The organism is Chryseobacterium sp. AG844, from assembly GCF_003182335.1.
Classification (GTDB): domain Bacteria; phylum Bacteroidota; class Bacteroidia; order Flavobacteriales; family Weeksellaceae; genus Chryseobacterium; species Chryseobacterium cupriresistens.
Map to the genome: position 1 here is coordinate 68516 of NZ_QGTV01000018.1, position 17049 is coordinate 85564.

A 17049-nucleotide genomic window follows, 5' to 3' on the forward strand; every position below is an offset into this window, starting at 1 on the left:
TTGCGATCGTAAAAATAATCACTAAGTAAGAATTTCTTAGCGCATATAGCGTTTTTTCAAAATTTATTTTACTGTTAACCTTCTATAAAACAATGTTTTTTTATTGAAATGTTCTTAAATTATCATAACTTTAAATAAGGGATAGAAAGAAACGATAACTATTTTTTATAAAAACAAAGTCTATCTGTTTTGTAGACTAATAAATAAGTTTTACATTTGCACCCTGTAAAAACATAAATGTTATCAAAATTCTAAACTATGAAAAATAAGAAAACTATTCTTTCGGCCTCTGTTTTATTTTTCCTCGGTGTATTTACTTATGGACAGGAAAAAGACAGCATAAAAGCAAATAAAGACACCATAAAAACCAATACTGTAGAAGAAGTAGTCGTGCTGGGTTCAAGAGCCGGTGCCAGATCTAAAGTAGACAGTCCGGTTCCTGTAGATGTATTCAATGTAAAAGAATCTTCTATTATCCTTCCACAAACCAATATCGGACAAATTCTGAATGCGGTTGCTCCTTCATTTACTTCTACCATTCAAACGAATTCAGATGGAACAGATCACCTGGATCCTGCACAGCTGAGAGGCTTGGGGCCAGACCAGGTTTTGGTTTTGGTTAACGGAAAAAGAAGGCATACTTCAGCACTGGTGAACGTCAACGGAACACCTGGAAGAGGAACTGTTGGTACAGATTTGAACGCCATTCCTTCTTTTGCTTTAAACAGAATAGAAGTATTAAGAGATGGAGCGGCTGCACAATACGGATCTGATGCTATTGCCGGTGTTATCAACCTTGACCTGAAAAGAGATACAGGAAAACTGGCAGGACAGATAAGCTATGGAGGAAATCTTACACCAACAGCTAATGACCACACCGGAGATTTTGACGGACAAAATATTCAGTTGGATTTAAACTATGGGAATAAAATCGGAACCAAAGGAGGGTTCTTTAATATTACCTGGTCTTCACAATTCAGAAATCCAACGTACAGAGCAGGAACAGAAAGTGGTCCTATTTACAATGCTTATAACGCCATTGAACAACGTGCCTTGAATGACGGAGTGAACCTTTCATCTCTTTTTACGAATATCTATAATACTCCCAATTCACAGCAGCTTGTGAATTATATCCATCAGTATGCACAGAATGTAAATTATTTTTCTCAGGATTTGCAAAATTCAATCCAGGGAGCGAATACTATTTCTGCGCTACAGAATGTTTTGAAATCTGCCAATTTTACAAGAGATCAACTTAATTATATCACTGATCAGGAATTGGCTTACAGAGGACAGACAAGAAAGGATTTTAATATGCAGGTAGGGCAGTCTAAGCTTAACAATCACCAGCTTTTTGTGAATGCTGAGATTCCTGTAAGTGACAACTGGAAAGTATATACTTTTGGAGGTTATAGTATAAGACACGGAACTTCCGGAGGATTTTACAGAAGACCAAGTGAAAGCAGAACTTTTACAGGATTATATCCTAATGGTTACCTTCCACAGATCGGAACAGATATTCAGGATATCTCATTAGCAGCTGGAATCAAAGGAAAATGGGAAGGCTGGAATATTGATTTCAGTAATACATACGGACAGAATTCATTTACCTATAATATTCAGAATACAGGAAATACTTCTTTGCGTTTTGCTTCACCAAGAGAGTTTAATGCAGGAGGTTTAAGGTTTTCTCAGAATACCATCAATTTAGATTTCTCTAAAAAATATGATGTATGGGAAGGGATTAACGTTGCCTTCGGCGGAGAACACCGTTATGAGAATTTTAAAATTACCCAGGGAGAAGAAGCTTCTTATGCGACCTATGATGTTTCTGGAAATGTTTGGAACGGAAATTCTGTAAGACCTACAGATTTTTTTGGAGCATCCCTTCCGGGAGGTTCTCAGGTATTCAACGGGTTTAAACCTGGAAATGCAGTCGATAAAAACAGACAGTCGGTAGCAGCCTATGCAGATGTGGAATTCAACTTTACCAACTGGTTGTTAGTGGATGCAGCAGCCAGATATGAAAACTATTCGGATTTCGGGTCTACATTCAATTATAAACTGGCTTCAAGAATCAAAGTAGCGCCTAATTTCAATGTGAGATTTGCAGGATCTACAGGATTCAGAGCGCCATCAATCCACCAGATTTATTATAATGTAACCTCTACATTATTTACGAATAATCAGCTTTTGGAAGTAGGAACATTCAGTAATGATTCTCAGCTTGCAGGGCTTTTGGATATGCCAAAACTGAAGCAGGAAACATCCAAATCAGCAAGTGTAGGATTTACGTACAGAATTCCTTCAGCGAGTCTTACCTTTACAGCAGACGGATATTTCACGAGAATTGACAACCGTATTATTCTTACAGACCAGTTCTTAAAAGCGAATGTTCCTCAGAAAGCACAGGAAGCTTATGATCAGTTAGGAATCAATGCAGCGCAGTTCTTTACGAATGCCATTGATACGGAAACAAAAGGAGTTGACGTTGTAATTTCACATAATGCCAGATTCTCTGGATTTAAGTTGGATAACAATTTTGCCATTAACCTTAATAAAACAAAACAGGTTGGTGATATCCATTCTGCAGGACTGCTGCAGTCTCCTTCGCTTGAAAAGATTTATTTTTCTGAAAAATCAAGAGTATATCTTGAAGAGGCTGTGCCTAGAGTAAAAGCGAGTCTTTCTCACACCCTTTCATGGAAGAATGCAAGTTTATATCTCAGAAATACCTATTTCGGAAAAGTAACAGGTGCTGATATTATTGATGTGAACGGAGACGGAATCATTGATTTTAACGAACATCAGCAGATCGGAGATAAAATCATTACGGATTTATCTGCTGCTTATCAGTTTACCAAAAATGTAGGACTGACTTTAGGAGTAAACAATTTGTTTGATATCTATCCAACGAAAAACCTTCCCGCTTCTACTAATAATGATCAGTTTATCTATTCCCGTTCCACTTCTCAGTTTGGACAGAATGGTAGATATGTCTTCGCAAGACTTAATTTTAATTTTTAAATAAATCAAAAGATAGTGCTTATAAAAAAACAGTTCAGAATTTCTGAACTGTTTTTTCTTTATTTAATGACTGCCTTTATCTTTCCACAAGTTCTTTCACTGGTTCACCATAATGGTCAATTTCAGTTGTTTTGATTTGAAGAAGCTGATACCACTTTCTGAAAGCTCCTGCAAATACAACAAGCATCAGAACCATAGCTGTCACCGCTAAAGCGGCCAGTAAATACTGTCCTTTAGGAATGTAAATGGCGGTCACCTGAATATACCCTGCCCAGAAGGTAATTCCAGCCATGAATACACCCGGAATGGCCGAGCATAAAGCATATTTTCCCCTGTTCATTCTGATCAGCATCGTTGTACAGACAATAAGCCCGCAGGCTGCCAGCAATTGGTTACTGATTCCGAATAACGGCCAGATACTGTTTACATTTCCTGTATATACCAGATATCCCCAGGCAAAAGTGAAAAGGAGACTGCTGATAATGATTCCCGGAATCCAGTTTTTATCATTAAACTTTGGAACTACAGACCCCAGCATTTCCTGTAAGAAGAAGCGTCCGACTCTGGTTCCGGCATCAATAGCTGTAAGAATAAATACCGCTTCAAACATAATCGCGAAATTATACCAGTAAGCTGTCAGCTGATCCATATAAGGGATTTTGTTGAAGATATGAGCCATTCCCACCGCCAGAGATACAGCGCCTCCAGTTCTTCCGTAAAGATCAATGCCTATTTTCTGCGAATAATAATCAATGTCTACCCCGTGCAGGGAAGGATGCGCTGCAAGAAATGAATCATAGGCTTCTTTGGGCGTGTTGATCGCAAAATAATCACCCGGCATCAGTGTACAGGCTGCGATAAGCGCCATTAATGCGACAAAACCTTCTACCAGCATTGCTCCGTAACCAACAAAAAGAATTTCCCTTTCTTTATTAAGCATTTTTGGAGTGGTTCCCGTCGCAATCACCGCGTGGAACCCGGAAATCGCTCCGCAGGCAATTACAATGAAGATAAAAGGAAGCACAGGACCGCCAATAATGGGTCCGCCACCGTTAACAAATGCTGTAACAGCCGGCATCTGTATCGTTGGATGGATAACGATTACCCCTATAGCCAGCATGATAATTGTTCCGATTTTTAAATAAGTTGAAAGATAATCTCTTGGAACCAAAAGAAGCCATACCGGCAATACCGAAGCAATAAAACCATAGAGAGGAATCGCTATAGAAATGGTTTTAATATCCCAGGAAAATAAACCATTCATCGTAGGATTCTGCATCAGGGTGTGTCCTCCGATAATTCCTGCAACCAAAAGAATACCTCCTAAAATACTTGCAAACAGGACACTATTCTTTTTATAACGCATAATTAGACCCATAATAATGGCAATAGGCATGGTAATCACAACGGTGAAAAGAGACCACGAAGCTTCATGCATGGCATTGATACAGGCCAGTGATAAACCCGCGAGCGTAAGAATCAATATGAAAAGGATAGCAAAGCCTGCCACTGTACCTGTTGCTTTCCCGATTTCTTTGGAAGCGATGGTGGCAAGACTCTGACCTTTATGTCTTACTGATGCAAAAAGTACGATCATGTCATGCACTCCGCCTCCCAGTACACATCCTATCAATATCCATAATGCGCCGGGAAGATACCCGAATTGTGCCGCCAAAACAGGGCCTACCAAAGGTCCCGCAGCTGCAATAGCTGCAAAATGATGTCCAAAAAGTACATTTTTATTAGTAGCAACATAATCTTTACCATCTGCAAATTCTACAGCAGGTGTTGTATTCCCGTCATTAAGCCGGAGAACTTTATTGGCAATGAAAATACCGTAAAAACGGTAAGCTATCGCAAAAAGAAGAACAGATACAAAGATGAGCGTAAGTGCGTTGATATTGTTTAAAGATTCCATACTGCTTATTTTTGTTGATAAAAAATTAAACTATTGGTGTTTTTGTTGTTAATAATTTAAACAATAGCCAAGGTAATTAATTCTCAATGAAAAAGTAACAATATGTATATCAATCTAGCAAATTTGTATTTGTTCTTTATATTATTAATTTGATTTATAGGATTTTATGTTGTACTCTGATAGATGGATATATCTTATTTCTTTTGTGATAGAATGAATTCCACCATCTGATCCGTAAGTTGATCCAGATAAGCTTTATCAGTAGTGCCAAAGCCATGCACTCCGCCATCAACGACGATCAGGGAGTTCTGTATTTTGGCTCTGTTTAATTTTCTGTGGAGCTTTTTAGACTGGCTTAAAGGGACAATTTTATCATTATTCCCCTGGACAATTAAAGTTGGAACTCCTCCGGAAACAAAATAGACAGGGGAAATCGTTTTAAGATAGTCAATAGCGCTGTCCTGATCTTTTCTGATATTATATCCGGAAATTCCTTTGACAAGATTTTCCTGTAAACCGACAATTTTTTTAGACATTAATCCGATCATTCCAACCGGAATTGTTCCTAATCTTGTATGGAAAAGTTTGTTGAGGTCTGAAGGGCCATAATGATCAATCACATAATTCACTTTAGCCGAATAAGAGGAAAGTTCAGGATTACCCAGATAAGTATTGTCTGGTGTATAGGCTGCCATCAGAGAAAGATGAGCTCCGGCAGAAGCCCCGAATAACCCTATATTATTGGGGTCGAAATGATATTTCTCTGCATTTTTTCTTACCCACCTTGTGGCATCTTTGGTGTCTTCCAAAGGCAAAGGAAAATGAATGCTGTCACTTAAAAGCGTATAATTGATACTGATCACCGCATACTGTTTGTCTATCAGTTTTTTTACAGTTGTTTCAAGATAATTATCTGAATTTACCACTTTGTCACCTTCTACCCATCCGCCTCCATGAACGTAGATCAATACCGGAAGTTTTTCAGTGTTGGCATTCTTGGGAGTATAGAGATCAAGAGCGAGAGGTTTGCCCTTTCTGTTTGTTTTGTACACGATATCTTCGGAAACTGTTGCAATTTCAGGGAGTAATGTACTTTTTACAGCAGCAGCTTTGTTTGGTCTTAATGGTAATTCTTGTGAAAAAAATAAATTTGTAAAGCTTAAAAATAAAATAAAAAACAGGTTTGTGAAAAACCTGTATGTTGATATGTTGTTGATGTGTAATTTCATAATAAATTTTTAAGGAGTGTTATTTTACTAACTCCTCAAAAAGCTTACCAAAAGTGGCATTCAGATCCTTTGATTTTCCCGGATGAGGTCTTGAGGTCTGTACGACAGAACTTCTTACCGCTGTCAGCCATCGGAAACGTTCCGGAATATCAAGAAAAGCAATAGGACCGCCATCTTTCTCACCGTTAGCAATTTTTTGAAAGCTTTCCAGATTGTGGATGATATCATCGTAATCCAGTTTGCTGTGCATCAGTTTGAATTTATCCGGACACAAATAGAATTCCACTCTGATGAATTTTTCCTTCTTGGAAAACATCACCAGTCCGATATTGAAAAATTCTTCTCTTTCAACTTTAGGTACCAGGCGTATTACCGCATATTCATATATTTTATCCTCTTGCATTTTTCGCTTCGTTTACAAAGATTTGAGAATTTTCTAATCTGGTTTTCATAAACTGAAAATAGATCTCACGGATTTCTTCCGGTGTTTCGTCGGCATCATTCCAGTGTAACCAGTCTTCAGGAATCATATTGACAATATTTCTGAAAAGAGTATCATTCAAAACTTCATGGGCAAATTTATCCGCTTCATCAAGCATTTTGGCCTTAGGAAGAAGCACATGATCTTTCACGTATTTGAAAGGCGTTTTGGCCGCTGCATCAAAATTCTGCCAGGAGTGGTGGAAGTAGAACGAAGCACCATTATCAATGATCCAAAGTTCTTTATGCCACATCAGCATATTCGTATTTTTAAAAGTACGGTCGATGTTGGTAATGAATGCATCCAGCCATACTATTTTTGAGGCCAGCAGCGGATCCACACTTACTCCCGGGTCATAGGTGATAGATCCGGAAAGATAATGTAAACCGAGATTCAGCCCTTCAGAAAACTTCAGAAGATCCTGGATTTCCTCATCGGCTTCCGTTCTTCCGAAATCGGCGTCAAGATTAACGAAAACAAGTTCAGGAATTTTAAGTCCTAAAGCTTCGGTAATTTTCCCGCCCAACAGTTCGGAGATCAGCATTTTTACCCCATGGCCTGCACCACGGAATTTTAATACATATTTGAAATCATCATCAGCTTCTGCCAGAGCCGGAAGAGATCCTCCTTCTCTCAGGGGCAGAATGTAACGCATCACGGTTACAGTTCTTAAATTCTGCATGCAGCAAAAATAAGCTTATTTTTTAATAATTTTTTTAGTGAATTCCTTTTCTCCTGTTTTATATTGCAGGAAATAAACTCCACTGGCTAAATGCTGAAGTGAAATACTGCAGCCGTCCTCTGTCTTATTCAAATGATAAGGAATGATTTTTCCAGATGCTTCTGTCAGTGAAACGACTTCAAATTGTTTTTTAGAAATAATGTTAATAAGGTTTTGAACCGGATTTGGATAGATTTGAATTCCGTTTTCTATAGTTGTTTCTGCTGTTTGCAATGTACTTACAACAACCAGTTTTGTTTTCGTTGTAGTTGCTCCGCAGGCATCTGTAGTAAGTTTTACATGATAATTTCCTCCTGCAGTATAAGTATGCGTCGGATTTTCCAAAGTAGATGTTGTACCATCACCAAAATCCCATAAATAAGAAGCTGCATTCTGTGTTGTATTAGTAAACTGAACGGTTCCTGCTCCGGTAAGCTGATAAGTAAATCTGCTGTGAACATCATTGTTGGTCACATACCATTGACCAGGCTGGTTATAAACCTCTGTTTTCACAATTTCTTTGATTAGCTGAGCCTGTGCCGGAGTAAGATTTCCATTAAAAGGAATCTGCGTAGGATCTTTCTTGAATATAATAGTATAAAATGTATACGCAGCCGCCATAGAACCAATGTAGCTTGGGTGCGATTCATCCTGATCATACAATTCAATGGCCGGGTTTTGCTCTCTGATTGTTCTCCAGACTTTACCTACAGGAGAGACAATGCCTTCATTGTTCATGGCCATTTCCATATAACGGTTATAAATTTGAGTGTCCATTCCCCGATAGGTGCAGACTGTGGGAAGTCCCGGACAGTTGGCTGCATCACCATTTTTACGGCCCCAGGTCATATAGAAAATAACATTAACACAAGGATTTGATGCTTTAATTAAATTAGAAAGCTGAAGCGCATAAGGATACACCTGGTTTTGTACCTGGGAATCAGGAAACGAAGGAAGCTGGCTCTGTTCCTGCAATACCACGTAATCCCAGTTTCCCTGATTAATGTCTGTAGTGACATTCGGGTTATTGGCATGATCCTGCAGGGTAGCACCTCCCGGAGTCTGGCTGTGATGCTCGAATACATCACCGTTAGATGCAGCAATGCTTTGAATAAGGCCAGGTAAATTGTTAACATAAGTATAACTGTTTCCAATAAAAAAGACCCTTTTGGTCGTCTGGCTCAGGATGAAAGAAAATGTAATTAAAGATAAAAAAAGTAGAGTTTTTTTCATAAATTTCAGTTTGAATTCATCCTATAAATATAAATAATATTAAGTAAAACCCATTTGTTTTATGAATTTGATTATAGAAAAGAATATATACTTAGAAAATAAAGAAACAAAAGGCTTTCTTGCTGATATTTTTTATCCGGCTACTGAAAAAAAACTTCCCCTGATTATATTTGTTCATGGATATAAAGGGTATAAAGATTGGGGCGCCTGGAGCCTGATGGCCGAAAAGTTTGCCGAAGCAGGCTTTTTCTTTGTCAAGTTTAATTTTTCACATAACGGAACAACAACAGAAGATCCGTTTAACTTTGGAGACCTCGAAGCTTTTGGAAATAATAATTATTCTAAAGAACTTTCTGACCTTGGAGTAGTGATTGATCATTTCAGTAAAGATCCTCATGTGGATGATGAAAAGATTGTACTGATCGGACACAGCAGGGGAGGAGGAATATCCATTATCAAAACTTTTGAAGATGAAAGAATCAACGGGTTGATTACGGTGGCCAGTGTGGATACTTTAGATCGTTTTCCAAAAGGAGAAGCCTTTGAGAACTGGAAAAATAATGGAGTGTATTATGCGCTGAACGGCCGTACAAAACAGGAAATGCCTCATTATTATCAGTTTTATGAAGATTTTGAAAAAGATATTCACCGTTTTGATGTAGAACGAGCTACAGAAATGGCTAAGGCTCATATGCTGATTATTCATGGAACAGAAGATGAAGCGGTAGAGGTGAAGCAGGCAGAACATCTTCATATTCTTCACCCCAATTCTGAATTGTTTCTGATTGAAAATGCCAACCATACTTTCGGGGCAAAAGAACCATGGGAAGGAAATGATTTACCAAAAGATCTCCATACTGTAACTGAAAAATGCATTGATTTTATCAAAGAAAAATTGAAATAAAACATTTAAAACTACGTTATTATATAGTAACCACCATACAATATATTTATGAAAAAAATTATTGCAGGCGCATTTGCGCTTTCACTATGTGTTGTTTCATGTAAGAAAGAAACAAAAACAGAATCTTCTGTAAGCAGTGATACTTTGGCAACCGTAATGCCTAAGGATTCCGTAACAACTCCAAAAACAGATTCAGCAGCAACTGCAGCAACTGCAGCTCCTTCTGCTCCCGCTCCGGACAATATTATTACCAAAAACGTTGGGAAATATCCTCATGATATTAAATTCTTTGAAGATAAAGGTATTTCAGAAAGACTGAAAAAACTTACCGGTGCTCAGTATGATGAGATGGTAAAGAATTTCAACGTGGAAAGTCCTGTTGCATCAGAAAATGGAATCTACAAACTGACAGGATGCAAACAACACGACTGTCCGGGATATGCCACAAGCATTTACTATGATGCTAAAAATGACAACCTGAATATTTCTATTGATAAAAACGGTAAAGCAACAGAATTTGCTGAAAAAGGGAAAATTACGGTCTCAGAATCGCTGAAAGCAAAATAAGAACGTAAGTGAGAAGCTGGAAGATAATAGTATTCAGTATCTATTGAAATCAAAATGGAATTATTTTCCAAAGGGTATTAATTTGGACAAAAAGCTATTCATAAGACTTTATATACTTCCAGCTTCTTACTTCCAGCATAAAAAATAAGCCTGAAATTTCAGGCTTATTTTTTTATTTAATAGTGAGCAAAACCCACGCTTCTTCCACTTTGCTTTCCAGAAGTAATTTCTGTGCGTCGAGATGAATGTTTTCATCAACATGAAAGTCACCTTCAGGCAATACTTCCGTATTGGCAAGCATTCCAAGGTCATTTCCTGTAAAGACTTTGCTGTATTTTATAGAATCCGGCAGCAGATCAAAACCGATTCCTTTTGTTACCAAAGGTTTAGGTACTTCAAAAAGACTGTTTTCATTGCTTCTGGAATACCAGTTGCTGCCTAAACGGGCTACCATATCCAGTTTTTTCTGATCCAGATTTCCGGCTTCATTCAGATATTCTTCCCTGATATGAATTTTCTGAACTTCACAGATCACCAGATTTCCTGCACCGCCCTGATCACCCAATGATTTTACTTCTAAAACTTTGCATTCAAAGTTAACAGGGCATTCTTCAATCAGCTTAGGTTGTACAAGATCTGCCTCTTTCATGGTAAGACCGGATTTGATAAACTCATTCACTCCGGTTTCATATTCTGTAGAGGCTAAAGAAATCTGTTGTACAATCGGAAAATTGACTGTTCCGATGACTACTTCCGGTACTTCAAGAACATTTTCCAGCGTATGTTTTGTAGTATTGTCACGAACCCTTCTCGATGGTGAAAAAATCAAAATCGGAGGAACCGTACTGAACATATTAAAAAAACTGAACGGAGATAAGTTATTATTACCGTTTTTATCCACTGTAGAAGCCAATGCAATGGGACGTGGTGAAACGGCGGTTTGCATGATGGTCTGCAGTTGTACGGAGGTTATCTCGGAGGGGATTACTGTTTTCATATTCTATTTAACCACAAAAGGCACAAAAGTTTTAAGTAAAATACTTTTAATCATTAAAGTTTAAAAAAGCATATCGTAATATTGATTTACAAAGGTTTCTTGCCCTTCGTGATATAGGTTTTTTACATTAAAATTGACTAAAATGCCTTTGGGTTTCTTCATTAAGTTAATATAGTTAAGAAGTTGAGCTCTATGAATATCATTAAGCTTCGCAACTGACTTTAATTCTACCACAATTAAGTCCTCAATTAAAAAGTCGCAAAAGAAATCACAATTAATTTCTTTTCCTTTATAATGTACCGGAACTTTCAATTCAGATTTAAAATTAATATTTCTTAATTTGAATTCTTCTTCCAGACATTTATGATATACGCTTTCCAATAAACCAGGCCCTAAAATTTTGTGAACTTCTATACAAGCACCATTTATTTTAAAGACCTGTTAAAAATGATTGCGTAATCATAAATTCTTTTGTGACTTTTGTGGTAAAAAAAAGTTAAAGTGCTGGAATAATTTTACCTGAAACTTCACCGAAACCTACTCTCACACCGTCTTTTTCAGCCCAGGCCTTCATGGTAACCGTATCATTGTCTTCAATGAATTTTCTTTCTTCTCCGTTGCTTAATGATAAAGGATTTTGTCCTCTCCATGTAAGTTCAAGCATAGAACCGAAAGATTTCGGGTCACTTCCGGAAATGGTTCCACTGGCGTACATATCACCAACTTCTACGTTGCAACCGTTTACCGTATGATGTGCCAGTTGCTGGGTCATATTCCAGTACATGTGTTTGTAGTTGCTTTCGCAGATCAGGTTTTGATCTCCGTTTTCAGGCTGGATATATACTTCAAGGTTGATATCGTAATTTTTATCACCTTCAAATTTTAAATAGTCTAAAACCTCAGGATCCTGGGTTGGAGAAGCGGTTCTGAATGGCTCCAGAGCTTCAAGGGTAACTACCCAGGGAGAAATGGATGAACCGAAGTTTTTCGCAAGGAAAGGCCCTAGCGGAACGTATTCCCAGGATTGGATATCTCTTGCAGACCAATCGTTGAAAACGACCATTCCGAAGATGGCATCTTCAGCGTCTTTAGTAGAAATACTTTCTCCCATCTCTGTATTTTTATTGATGATGAAAGCCATTTCCAGTTCGAAATCCAGTTGTTTAGATGGTCCGAAAACCGGTTTATCTGCATCGGCAGGCTTTGTCTGACCTTTCGGACGATTGATCTCCGTTCCGGAAACTACAATAGAGGATGCTCTTCCGTGGTAACCTACCGGTAGATGTTTCCAGTTGGGTAATAAAGCGTTTGCCGGATCACGGAACATTTTTCCTACGTTGGTAGCATGTTCGATGCTGCTATAGAAGTCTGTATAATTCGGGATGTGAACAGGCATCATCATTTTTACTTTATCCAGGTCATAGAAAGCCTCTTCAATAGTTTTCTGATCTTTTGATAAAGTGGATCCTTCCTGTAATAAGGTTTGGATTTTGGTACGAACAGCATTGGTAACAGGCTTACCCAGCTCGATAAATTCGTTGATGGTATAGGCTTCAAAAACATTGTCGTCTAATCCTTCAATATCTTCAAAATACCCAAGATCATACAAGGTAGCAAGATCAATGACCTGATCTCCGATTCTTGTACAGCATCCGATATATTCTTTGTTAAAAACTGCGACTCCGAAAGGAATATTGTGTATAGAAAAATCCGAATTTGAGGAATAGTCTACAAATGATTTCATAAGTTTAGATTTTAGTTAGATTCAATATCATCCGGAGAATTCCCCGGAACATTTATTTGGTCTTTTTTGAGTAAGAGGCTTCATCAATCCATCTGTCTCTGGTATTGACATCGATGAGGTATAAAATATTGTCCTGTTGTGTCAGCAGTAAAGTCTTTGTGACAGGCATTGGGATTTTTTTATTTTCAAGCATATCTGCTCTTAAAGAAATAATATTTTTTTTTCTGATGATATCCCCGGTGAATACATTGGAACTGCTTTCTCCTGTTGCTTTATCATCGAAAACTTCTACATACGTGGCATTATTCCCTTTGATGATAATAAAGTCCCGTTCCGTATGATCGGCTTCATCTTTGATGAAAACAAACTTTTTGTTATCAATATTTACATTTTCAAGATGCTGATTGATGCCTTTTCTTTGTTCAAGTCGGTTAAGGATTTCATTCAAAGTTCCATATTGGGCTTTAAGCCCTAAGGTTCCCAGAAGAAAAATCCCGATAAAAATTTTTCTCATATACTGTGTTTTATAAAAAAGTTTTGCCAGAATACAGTATTCTGACAAAACTTATATTTTATTGTAAAATTAAAGATTACCTCTTCTTTCCTGTTCTCTTTCTAATGCTTCGAATAACGCCTTGAAATTTCCGGCACCAAAACTTTGCGCACCGTGTCTTTCAATAATTTCGAAGAATAGAGTAGGGCGGTCTTCTACAGGCTTCGTAAAGATCTGTAATAAATACCCTTCTTCATCATGATCAATAAGTATACCTAACTCCTGAAGTTTTTTAAGATCTTCATCAATATGACCTACTCTTTCAGGAACCATGTCGTAATAAGCTTCCGGTGGAGCAGAAAGGAATTCAACACCACGTTTCTTCAATTCAGTTACGGTGTGGATGATATCTTTCGTCGCTACAGCAATGTGCTGTACCCCTTCTCCTTCGTAGAAATCAAGATATTCTTCTACCTGAGATTTCTTTTTACCTTCTGCAGGTTCGTTGATTGGGAATTTTGCATATCCGTTTCCGTTTGACATTACTTTAGACATCAGTGCAGAATATTCTGTGTTGATCTGCTTATCATCAAAAGAAAGGATGTTAACAAATCCCATTACTTTTTCATACCATTCTACGGTCGGGATCATTCTGTTCCAGTCAACATTTCCTACACAGTGGTCTACATATAATAAACCTGCTTCTTCAGGATTATAATCACTTTCCCACTTTTCATAACCAGGCATGAAAGCTCCGTTATAATTTTTTCTTTCCACAAACATGTGAACGGTTTCTCCATAGGTGTAGATACCGGACATTCTTACCTCACCCTGCTCATCAGTTAACGTTACAGGCTCTAAATAAGGTTTTCCTCCTCTTTTAGTTGTTTCTTCGAAAGCTGCATAAGCGTCATCTACCCAAAGTGCCAAAATTTTTACTCCGTCACCATGTTTTTTTACATGCTCACTGATAGGAGAGTCAGATTTAAGTCCTGTTGTTAATACCAATCTGATTTTTCCTTGTTGAAGCACATAAGATGCACGGTCTCTTACTCCTGTTTCAGGACCCGCATAAGCTACAGACTGAAAACCGAAAGCGGTTTTGTAATAATGGGCAGCCTGTTTTGCATTTCCTACATAAAACTCAATATAATCTGTACCATTAATTGGTAAGAAATTTTCTGCTTGAGCTATTTTCTCGGCAAATGTAAGTGTTGACATATTTTCTCTTTTACTTTTATTTTATTGGTATGCAAATTACAAAATTCTTAGACATTGCGAAAATATTCCCCCGGATTCATTGAATATATTTAACATAACGTTAAAGAAGAGTTTACTTAAGTATATTTAAGTTTCATAAGTTTAAAATCGTCTGCCTACATTTGTTATACAAAAAGACAAGTGAAAAAAAATATTTCGAAACATGAAAGCCGTAGATTTCTCTGCGGCTTTTTATTTTAGATTGTTTCAATTTTTCGGTTGAGCATTCCTGCGTCGGGATTATAATTATCCCATATCTTCCAGGTATCATTTATTTTTCGGATAAAATAGATCTGGGTACTGAGTTGATTTACGAAATGTTCTTCGCCGGTTTCTCCAACTTTAAACAGAAGATTCCAGAACTCCTGAGACTCCAGGATTTTTTTGTCCGGTTCGTCTGTGACAACGTGAATATCAAATACTTCGTAATTGGATCTGTTGTTTTTTGTAATCAGGTGAAAATCTTTATCGCACAATTCTTTACTAAACTGTGAAGCTCTTTCCAGAAAAGGAGAATCGTCAAAGACCAGACCTTTTAAAAGTTCGGTATTGTGAGTCGGAAACTGCTTATAAAATTCAAAAACGGCAGCACAGTAATCATATACCATCTGTGTAAGATAGGATTGGTCATCGGTTCCCTCATCATTCTCTTTTCTGTACCTTACCGTAAGGATGTAATCATTAAGATCTTTATATCCTAAAAAGATACAGATTTTATCCAGTGTTTTTAAAAATCTGAGATCACTGTGGGTTTTATCCTGATAATCGTTTTCAAAAAATCGTTGAAGGGTAACATGGGAAATGGTATTTCCGATTTCAAATTTTTTTCCTCCCTTCAGTTCCTCAGCCTCAGAGAGTTCATCTTTGATGATTTCGGAAAGAATAATATAGTGGCTTCTCTTCCATTCATTCACATTCCCCAAAACAGAATTCCTTACCTTGGAATGTTTTATAATTTCGTCTCGTATCGAATTATATATAGTTTTCAATTTCCTTGTTTTTGAGTGAATTTTATCAAATATACTGCCAAAAAATTAATATTTTCATATGATTCTATGATGTTAAATTCAAAATTTGTTTTAATTTTTATAGCAAAAATAGTTTTGAAAACTTTATGGTTTGATTATCAATGTTTAAATCTTTCAAAAGCAGCTCTTTCCAGCATTTCTCTGTCATCCGGATGGGCAATGCTGATAAGTTCCTGCGCTCTCTGGCGAAGATTTTTTCCGTACAGATAAGCTGTCCCGTATTCAGTTACTACATAATGAATATGCCCTCTTGTAGTAACTACACCAGCGCCTTGCTTAAGAAAGGGAACGATTCTGGAAATTCCTTTTTTGGTTCTTGCGGTAATGGCTATGATAGGTTTTCCGTCATCACTTAAAGCAGCACCGCGCATAAAATCCATTTGTCCTCCGATTCCACTATACTGGAGCGTTCCGATAGAGTCGGCACATACCTGTCCTGTAAGGTCTATTTCAATAGCAGAATTGATGGCAACCATCTTTTTGTTTCTCATGATATTGATCGGAAAATTAACCTCGCTTACGTCTCTGAAGGCAAACACGGTATTGTCATCCACATAGTCATAAAGTTTGCGGGTTCCGAAACAGAAACTTGTAATGGTTTTATTGTCGTTGTAGCCTTTGTATTTGTTGTTGATCACATCATCCTGAATAAGGTCAATAACACCGTCGCTCAGCATTTCTGTGTGAATTCCCAGATCTTTGTGATTGGTAAGGCATTTCAGAACCGCATCAGGAATGGTTCCGATCCCCATCTGAAGGGTAGATCGGTCTTCAATAAGCTCCGCAACATTTTTTCCTACCAGCATTTCTTCGGGGCCTACTTTGGAACCATAATCTACTGTTGGAAGTTCTTCTTCATGCCATACCAGTTTATGAATCCTGCTGATGTGGATCATCCCGTCTCCATGGGTTCTCGGCATTCTTGGATTAACGATGGCTACAATGATTTTTGCCGTATCTACAGCAGCTCTCGCAATATCGACTGAAGTTCCCAACGTACAAAAACCATGTTGATCTGGTGGAGAAACGGTGACGATCGCCACATCCAGTGGCAGTATATTTTTTCTGAATAAAATAGGAATTTCACTTAAGAAAACGGGAACAAAGTCTCCGCGGTCAGAATTCACAGCATCACGCACAGGTGTGGAAACAAATAAAGAATTGATGAAAAAGCTGTCTTTGTATTGTGGTTTTGCAATTTCCACATTTCCCTGCTGGGTAATGGAAACCATTTCCACATTTTGCAACCGGCCGGACTGTCTTGCCAGCTCGTCAATCAGATAATTCGGGGTACATGCACTGCCATGAAAGAACACACGGTTTCCACTTTTTATTGTATATATTGCTTCTTCTGCGCTGATGTAATTATTCATATTTTGTCTTTTTTAAAAGGGTGTTCAATGTATTTTAAATCTCATAAAAATACCGCTCTTCTTTCAAAGATAAT

15 protein-coding genes are annotated in these 17049 nt (G+C 37.6%); 3 read left to right on the forward strand and 12 right to left on the reverse strand.

Annotated features, from left to right (window positions below):
* Positions 1-258 precede the first annotated feature (258 nt).
* Positions 259-3027 carry a TonB-dependent receptor plug domain-containing protein gene (locus tag DEU40_RS16685; RefSeq protein WP_110010889.1) on the forward strand — a complete coding sequence of 923 codons (2769 nt, stop codon included), beginning with the start codon at positions 259-261 and terminating at the stop codon, positions 3025-3027.
* Positions 3028-3103: 76 nt separating this feature from the next.
* Here the strand turns inward: DEU40_RS16685 and DEU40_RS16690 are convergent, their stop codons facing one another.
* The 5 genes from DEU40_RS16690 to DEU40_RS16710 all read right to left on the reverse strand — a co-directional run bounded on the left by DEU40_RS16690 (position 3104) and on the right by DEU40_RS16710 (position 8609).
* Positions 3104-4945: a carbon starvation protein A gene (locus DEU40_RS16690; protein ID WP_181397988.1), complete on the reverse strand. Its 1842-nt coding sequence runs from the start codon at positions 4943-4945 to the stop codon at positions 3104-3106.
* Between the two features lie 194 nt (positions 4946-5139).
* Positions 5140-6174 carry an alpha/beta hydrolase gene (locus tag DEU40_RS16695; protein ID WP_110010890.1) on the reverse strand — a complete coding sequence of 345 codons (1035 nt, stop codon included), beginning with the start codon at positions 6172-6174 and terminating at the stop codon, positions 5140-5142.
* Between the two features lie 19 nt (positions 6175-6193).
* Positions 6194-6577, reverse strand: coding sequence for a DUF3037 domain-containing protein (locus DEU40_RS16700; RefSeq protein ID WP_110010891.1), 384 nt, complete (start codon positions 6575-6577; stop codon positions 6194-6196).
* Complete coding sequence (locus DEU40_RS16705) at positions 6564-7337, reverse strand: HipA family kinase (RefSeq protein WP_062675385.1); 774 nt, start codon at positions 7335-7337, stop codon at positions 6564-6566. The genes DEU40_RS16700 and DEU40_RS16705 overlap by 14 nt, the downstream gene beginning before the upstream one ends.
* Before the next feature lie 15 nt (positions 7338-7352).
* A complete protein-coding gene (locus tag DEU40_RS16710; protein ID WP_110010892.1) occupies positions 7353-8609 on the reverse strand; it encodes a PKD domain-containing protein in 1257 nt (418 codons plus the stop codon).
* A gap of 61 nt (positions 8610-8670) precedes the next feature.
* Here DEU40_RS16710 and DEU40_RS16715 point away from each other — a divergent pair, with 61 nt between their 5' ends.
* Entirely contained in the window at positions 8671-9513 is an 843-nt protein-coding gene (locus DEU40_RS16715) for an alpha/beta hydrolase family protein (RefSeq protein WP_110010893.1), read from the forward strand.
* Positions 9514-9561: 48 nt separating this feature from the next.
* On the forward strand, positions 9562-10080 hold the full coding sequence (locus tag DEU40_RS16720) for a hypothetical protein (RefSeq protein ID WP_110010894.1): 519 nt from the start codon (positions 9562-9564) through the stop codon (positions 10078-10080).
* A 172-nt stretch (positions 10081-10252) separates the two neighbouring features.
* Here DEU40_RS16720 and DEU40_RS16725 read toward each other — a convergent pair whose 3' ends face one another.
* The 7 genes from DEU40_RS16725 to DEU40_RS16755 all read right to left on the reverse strand — a co-directional run bounded on the left by DEU40_RS16725 (position 10253) and on the right by DEU40_RS16755 (position 16975).
* Entirely contained in the window at positions 10253-11077 is an 825-nt protein-coding gene (locus DEU40_RS16725) for a flavin reductase family protein (protein WP_110010895.1), read from the reverse strand.
* Between the two features lie 60 nt (positions 11078-11137).
* The gene (locus DEU40_RS16730; RefSeq protein WP_110010896.1) at positions 11138-11506 is read right to left on the reverse strand and encodes a GxxExxY protein; all 369 of its coding nucleotides are present in this window, start codon (positions 11504-11506) and stop codon (positions 11138-11140) included.
* Positions 11507-11573: 67 nt separating this feature from the next.
* Positions 11574-12821 (reverse strand): fumarylacetoacetase, encoded by a 1248-nt coding sequence (fahA, locus tag DEU40_RS16735; RefSeq protein WP_110010897.1) that lies wholly within the window; start codon positions 12819-12821, stop codon positions 11574-11576.
* Positions 12822-12873: 52 nt separating this feature from the next.
* Positions 12874-13335 (reverse strand): hypothetical protein, encoded by a 462-nt coding sequence (locus DEU40_RS16740; RefSeq protein WP_110010925.1) that lies wholly within the window; start codon positions 13333-13335, stop codon positions 12874-12876.
* 69 nt (positions 13336-13404) lie between these two features.
* Positions 13405-14535, reverse strand: coding sequence for a 4-hydroxyphenylpyruvate dioxygenase (gene hppD, locus DEU40_RS16745; protein WP_110010898.1), 1131 nt, complete (start codon positions 14533-14535; stop codon positions 13405-13407).
* Between the two features lie 236 nt (positions 14536-14771).
* The gene (locus DEU40_RS16750) at positions 14772-15563 is read right to left on the reverse strand and encodes a hypothetical protein (RefSeq protein ID WP_110010899.1); all 792 of its coding nucleotides are present in this window, start codon (positions 15561-15563) and stop codon (positions 14772-14774) included.
* A 137-nt stretch (positions 15564-15700) separates the two neighbouring features.
* A complete protein-coding gene (locus DEU40_RS16755; protein WP_110010900.1) occupies positions 15701-16975 on the reverse strand; it encodes an acetyl-CoA hydrolase/transferase family protein in 1275 nt (424 codons plus the stop codon).
* Positions 16976-17049 lie beyond the last annotated feature (74 nt).

Coding starts and splice junctions, on each gene's coding strand:
- DEU40_RS16685 (WP_110010889.1), top strand. CDS start 259: ATGAAAAATAAGAAAACTATTCTTTCGGCCTCTGTTTTATTTTTCCTC.
- DEU40_RS16690 (WP_181397988.1), bottom strand. CDS start 4,945: ATGGAATCTTTAAACAATATCAACGCACTTACGCTCATCTTTGTATCT.
- DEU40_RS16695 (WP_110010890.1), bottom strand. CDS start 6,174: ATGAAATTACACATCAACAACATATCAACATACAGGTTTTTCACAAAC.
- DEU40_RS16700 (WP_110010891.1), bottom strand. CDS start 6,577: ATGCAAGAGGATAAAATATATGAATATGCGGTAATACGCCTGGTACCT.
- DEU40_RS16705 (WP_062675385.1), bottom strand. CDS start 7,337: ATGCAGAATTTAAGAACTGTAACCGTGATGCGTTACATTCTGCCCCTG.
- DEU40_RS16710 (WP_110010892.1), bottom strand. CDS start 8,609: ATGAAAAAAACTCTACTTTTTTTATCTTTAATTACATTTTCTTTCATC.
- DEU40_RS16715 (WP_110010893.1), top strand. CDS start 8,671: ATGAATTTGATTATAGAAAAGAATATATACTTAGAAAATAAAGAAACA.
- DEU40_RS16720 (WP_110010894.1), top strand. CDS start 9,562: ATGAAAAAAATTATTGCAGGCGCATTTGCGCTTTCACTATGTGTTGTT.
- DEU40_RS16725 (WP_110010895.1), bottom strand. CDS start 11,077: ATGAAAACAGTAATCCCCTCCGAGATAACCTCCGTACAACTGCAGACC.
- fahA (WP_110010897.1), bottom strand. CDS start 12,821: ATGAAATCATTTGTAGACTATTCCTCAAATTCGGATTTTTCTATACAC.
- DEU40_RS16740 (WP_110010925.1), bottom strand. CDS start 13,335: ATGAGAAAAATTTTTATCGGGATTTTTCTTCTGGGAACCTTAGGGCTT.
- hppD (WP_110010898.1), bottom strand. CDS start 14,535: ATGTCAACACTTACATTTGCCGAGAAAATAGCTCAAGCAGAAAATTTC.
- DEU40_RS16755 (WP_110010900.1), bottom strand. CDS start 16,975: ATGAATAATTACATCAGCGCAGAAGAAGCAATATATACAATAAAAAGT.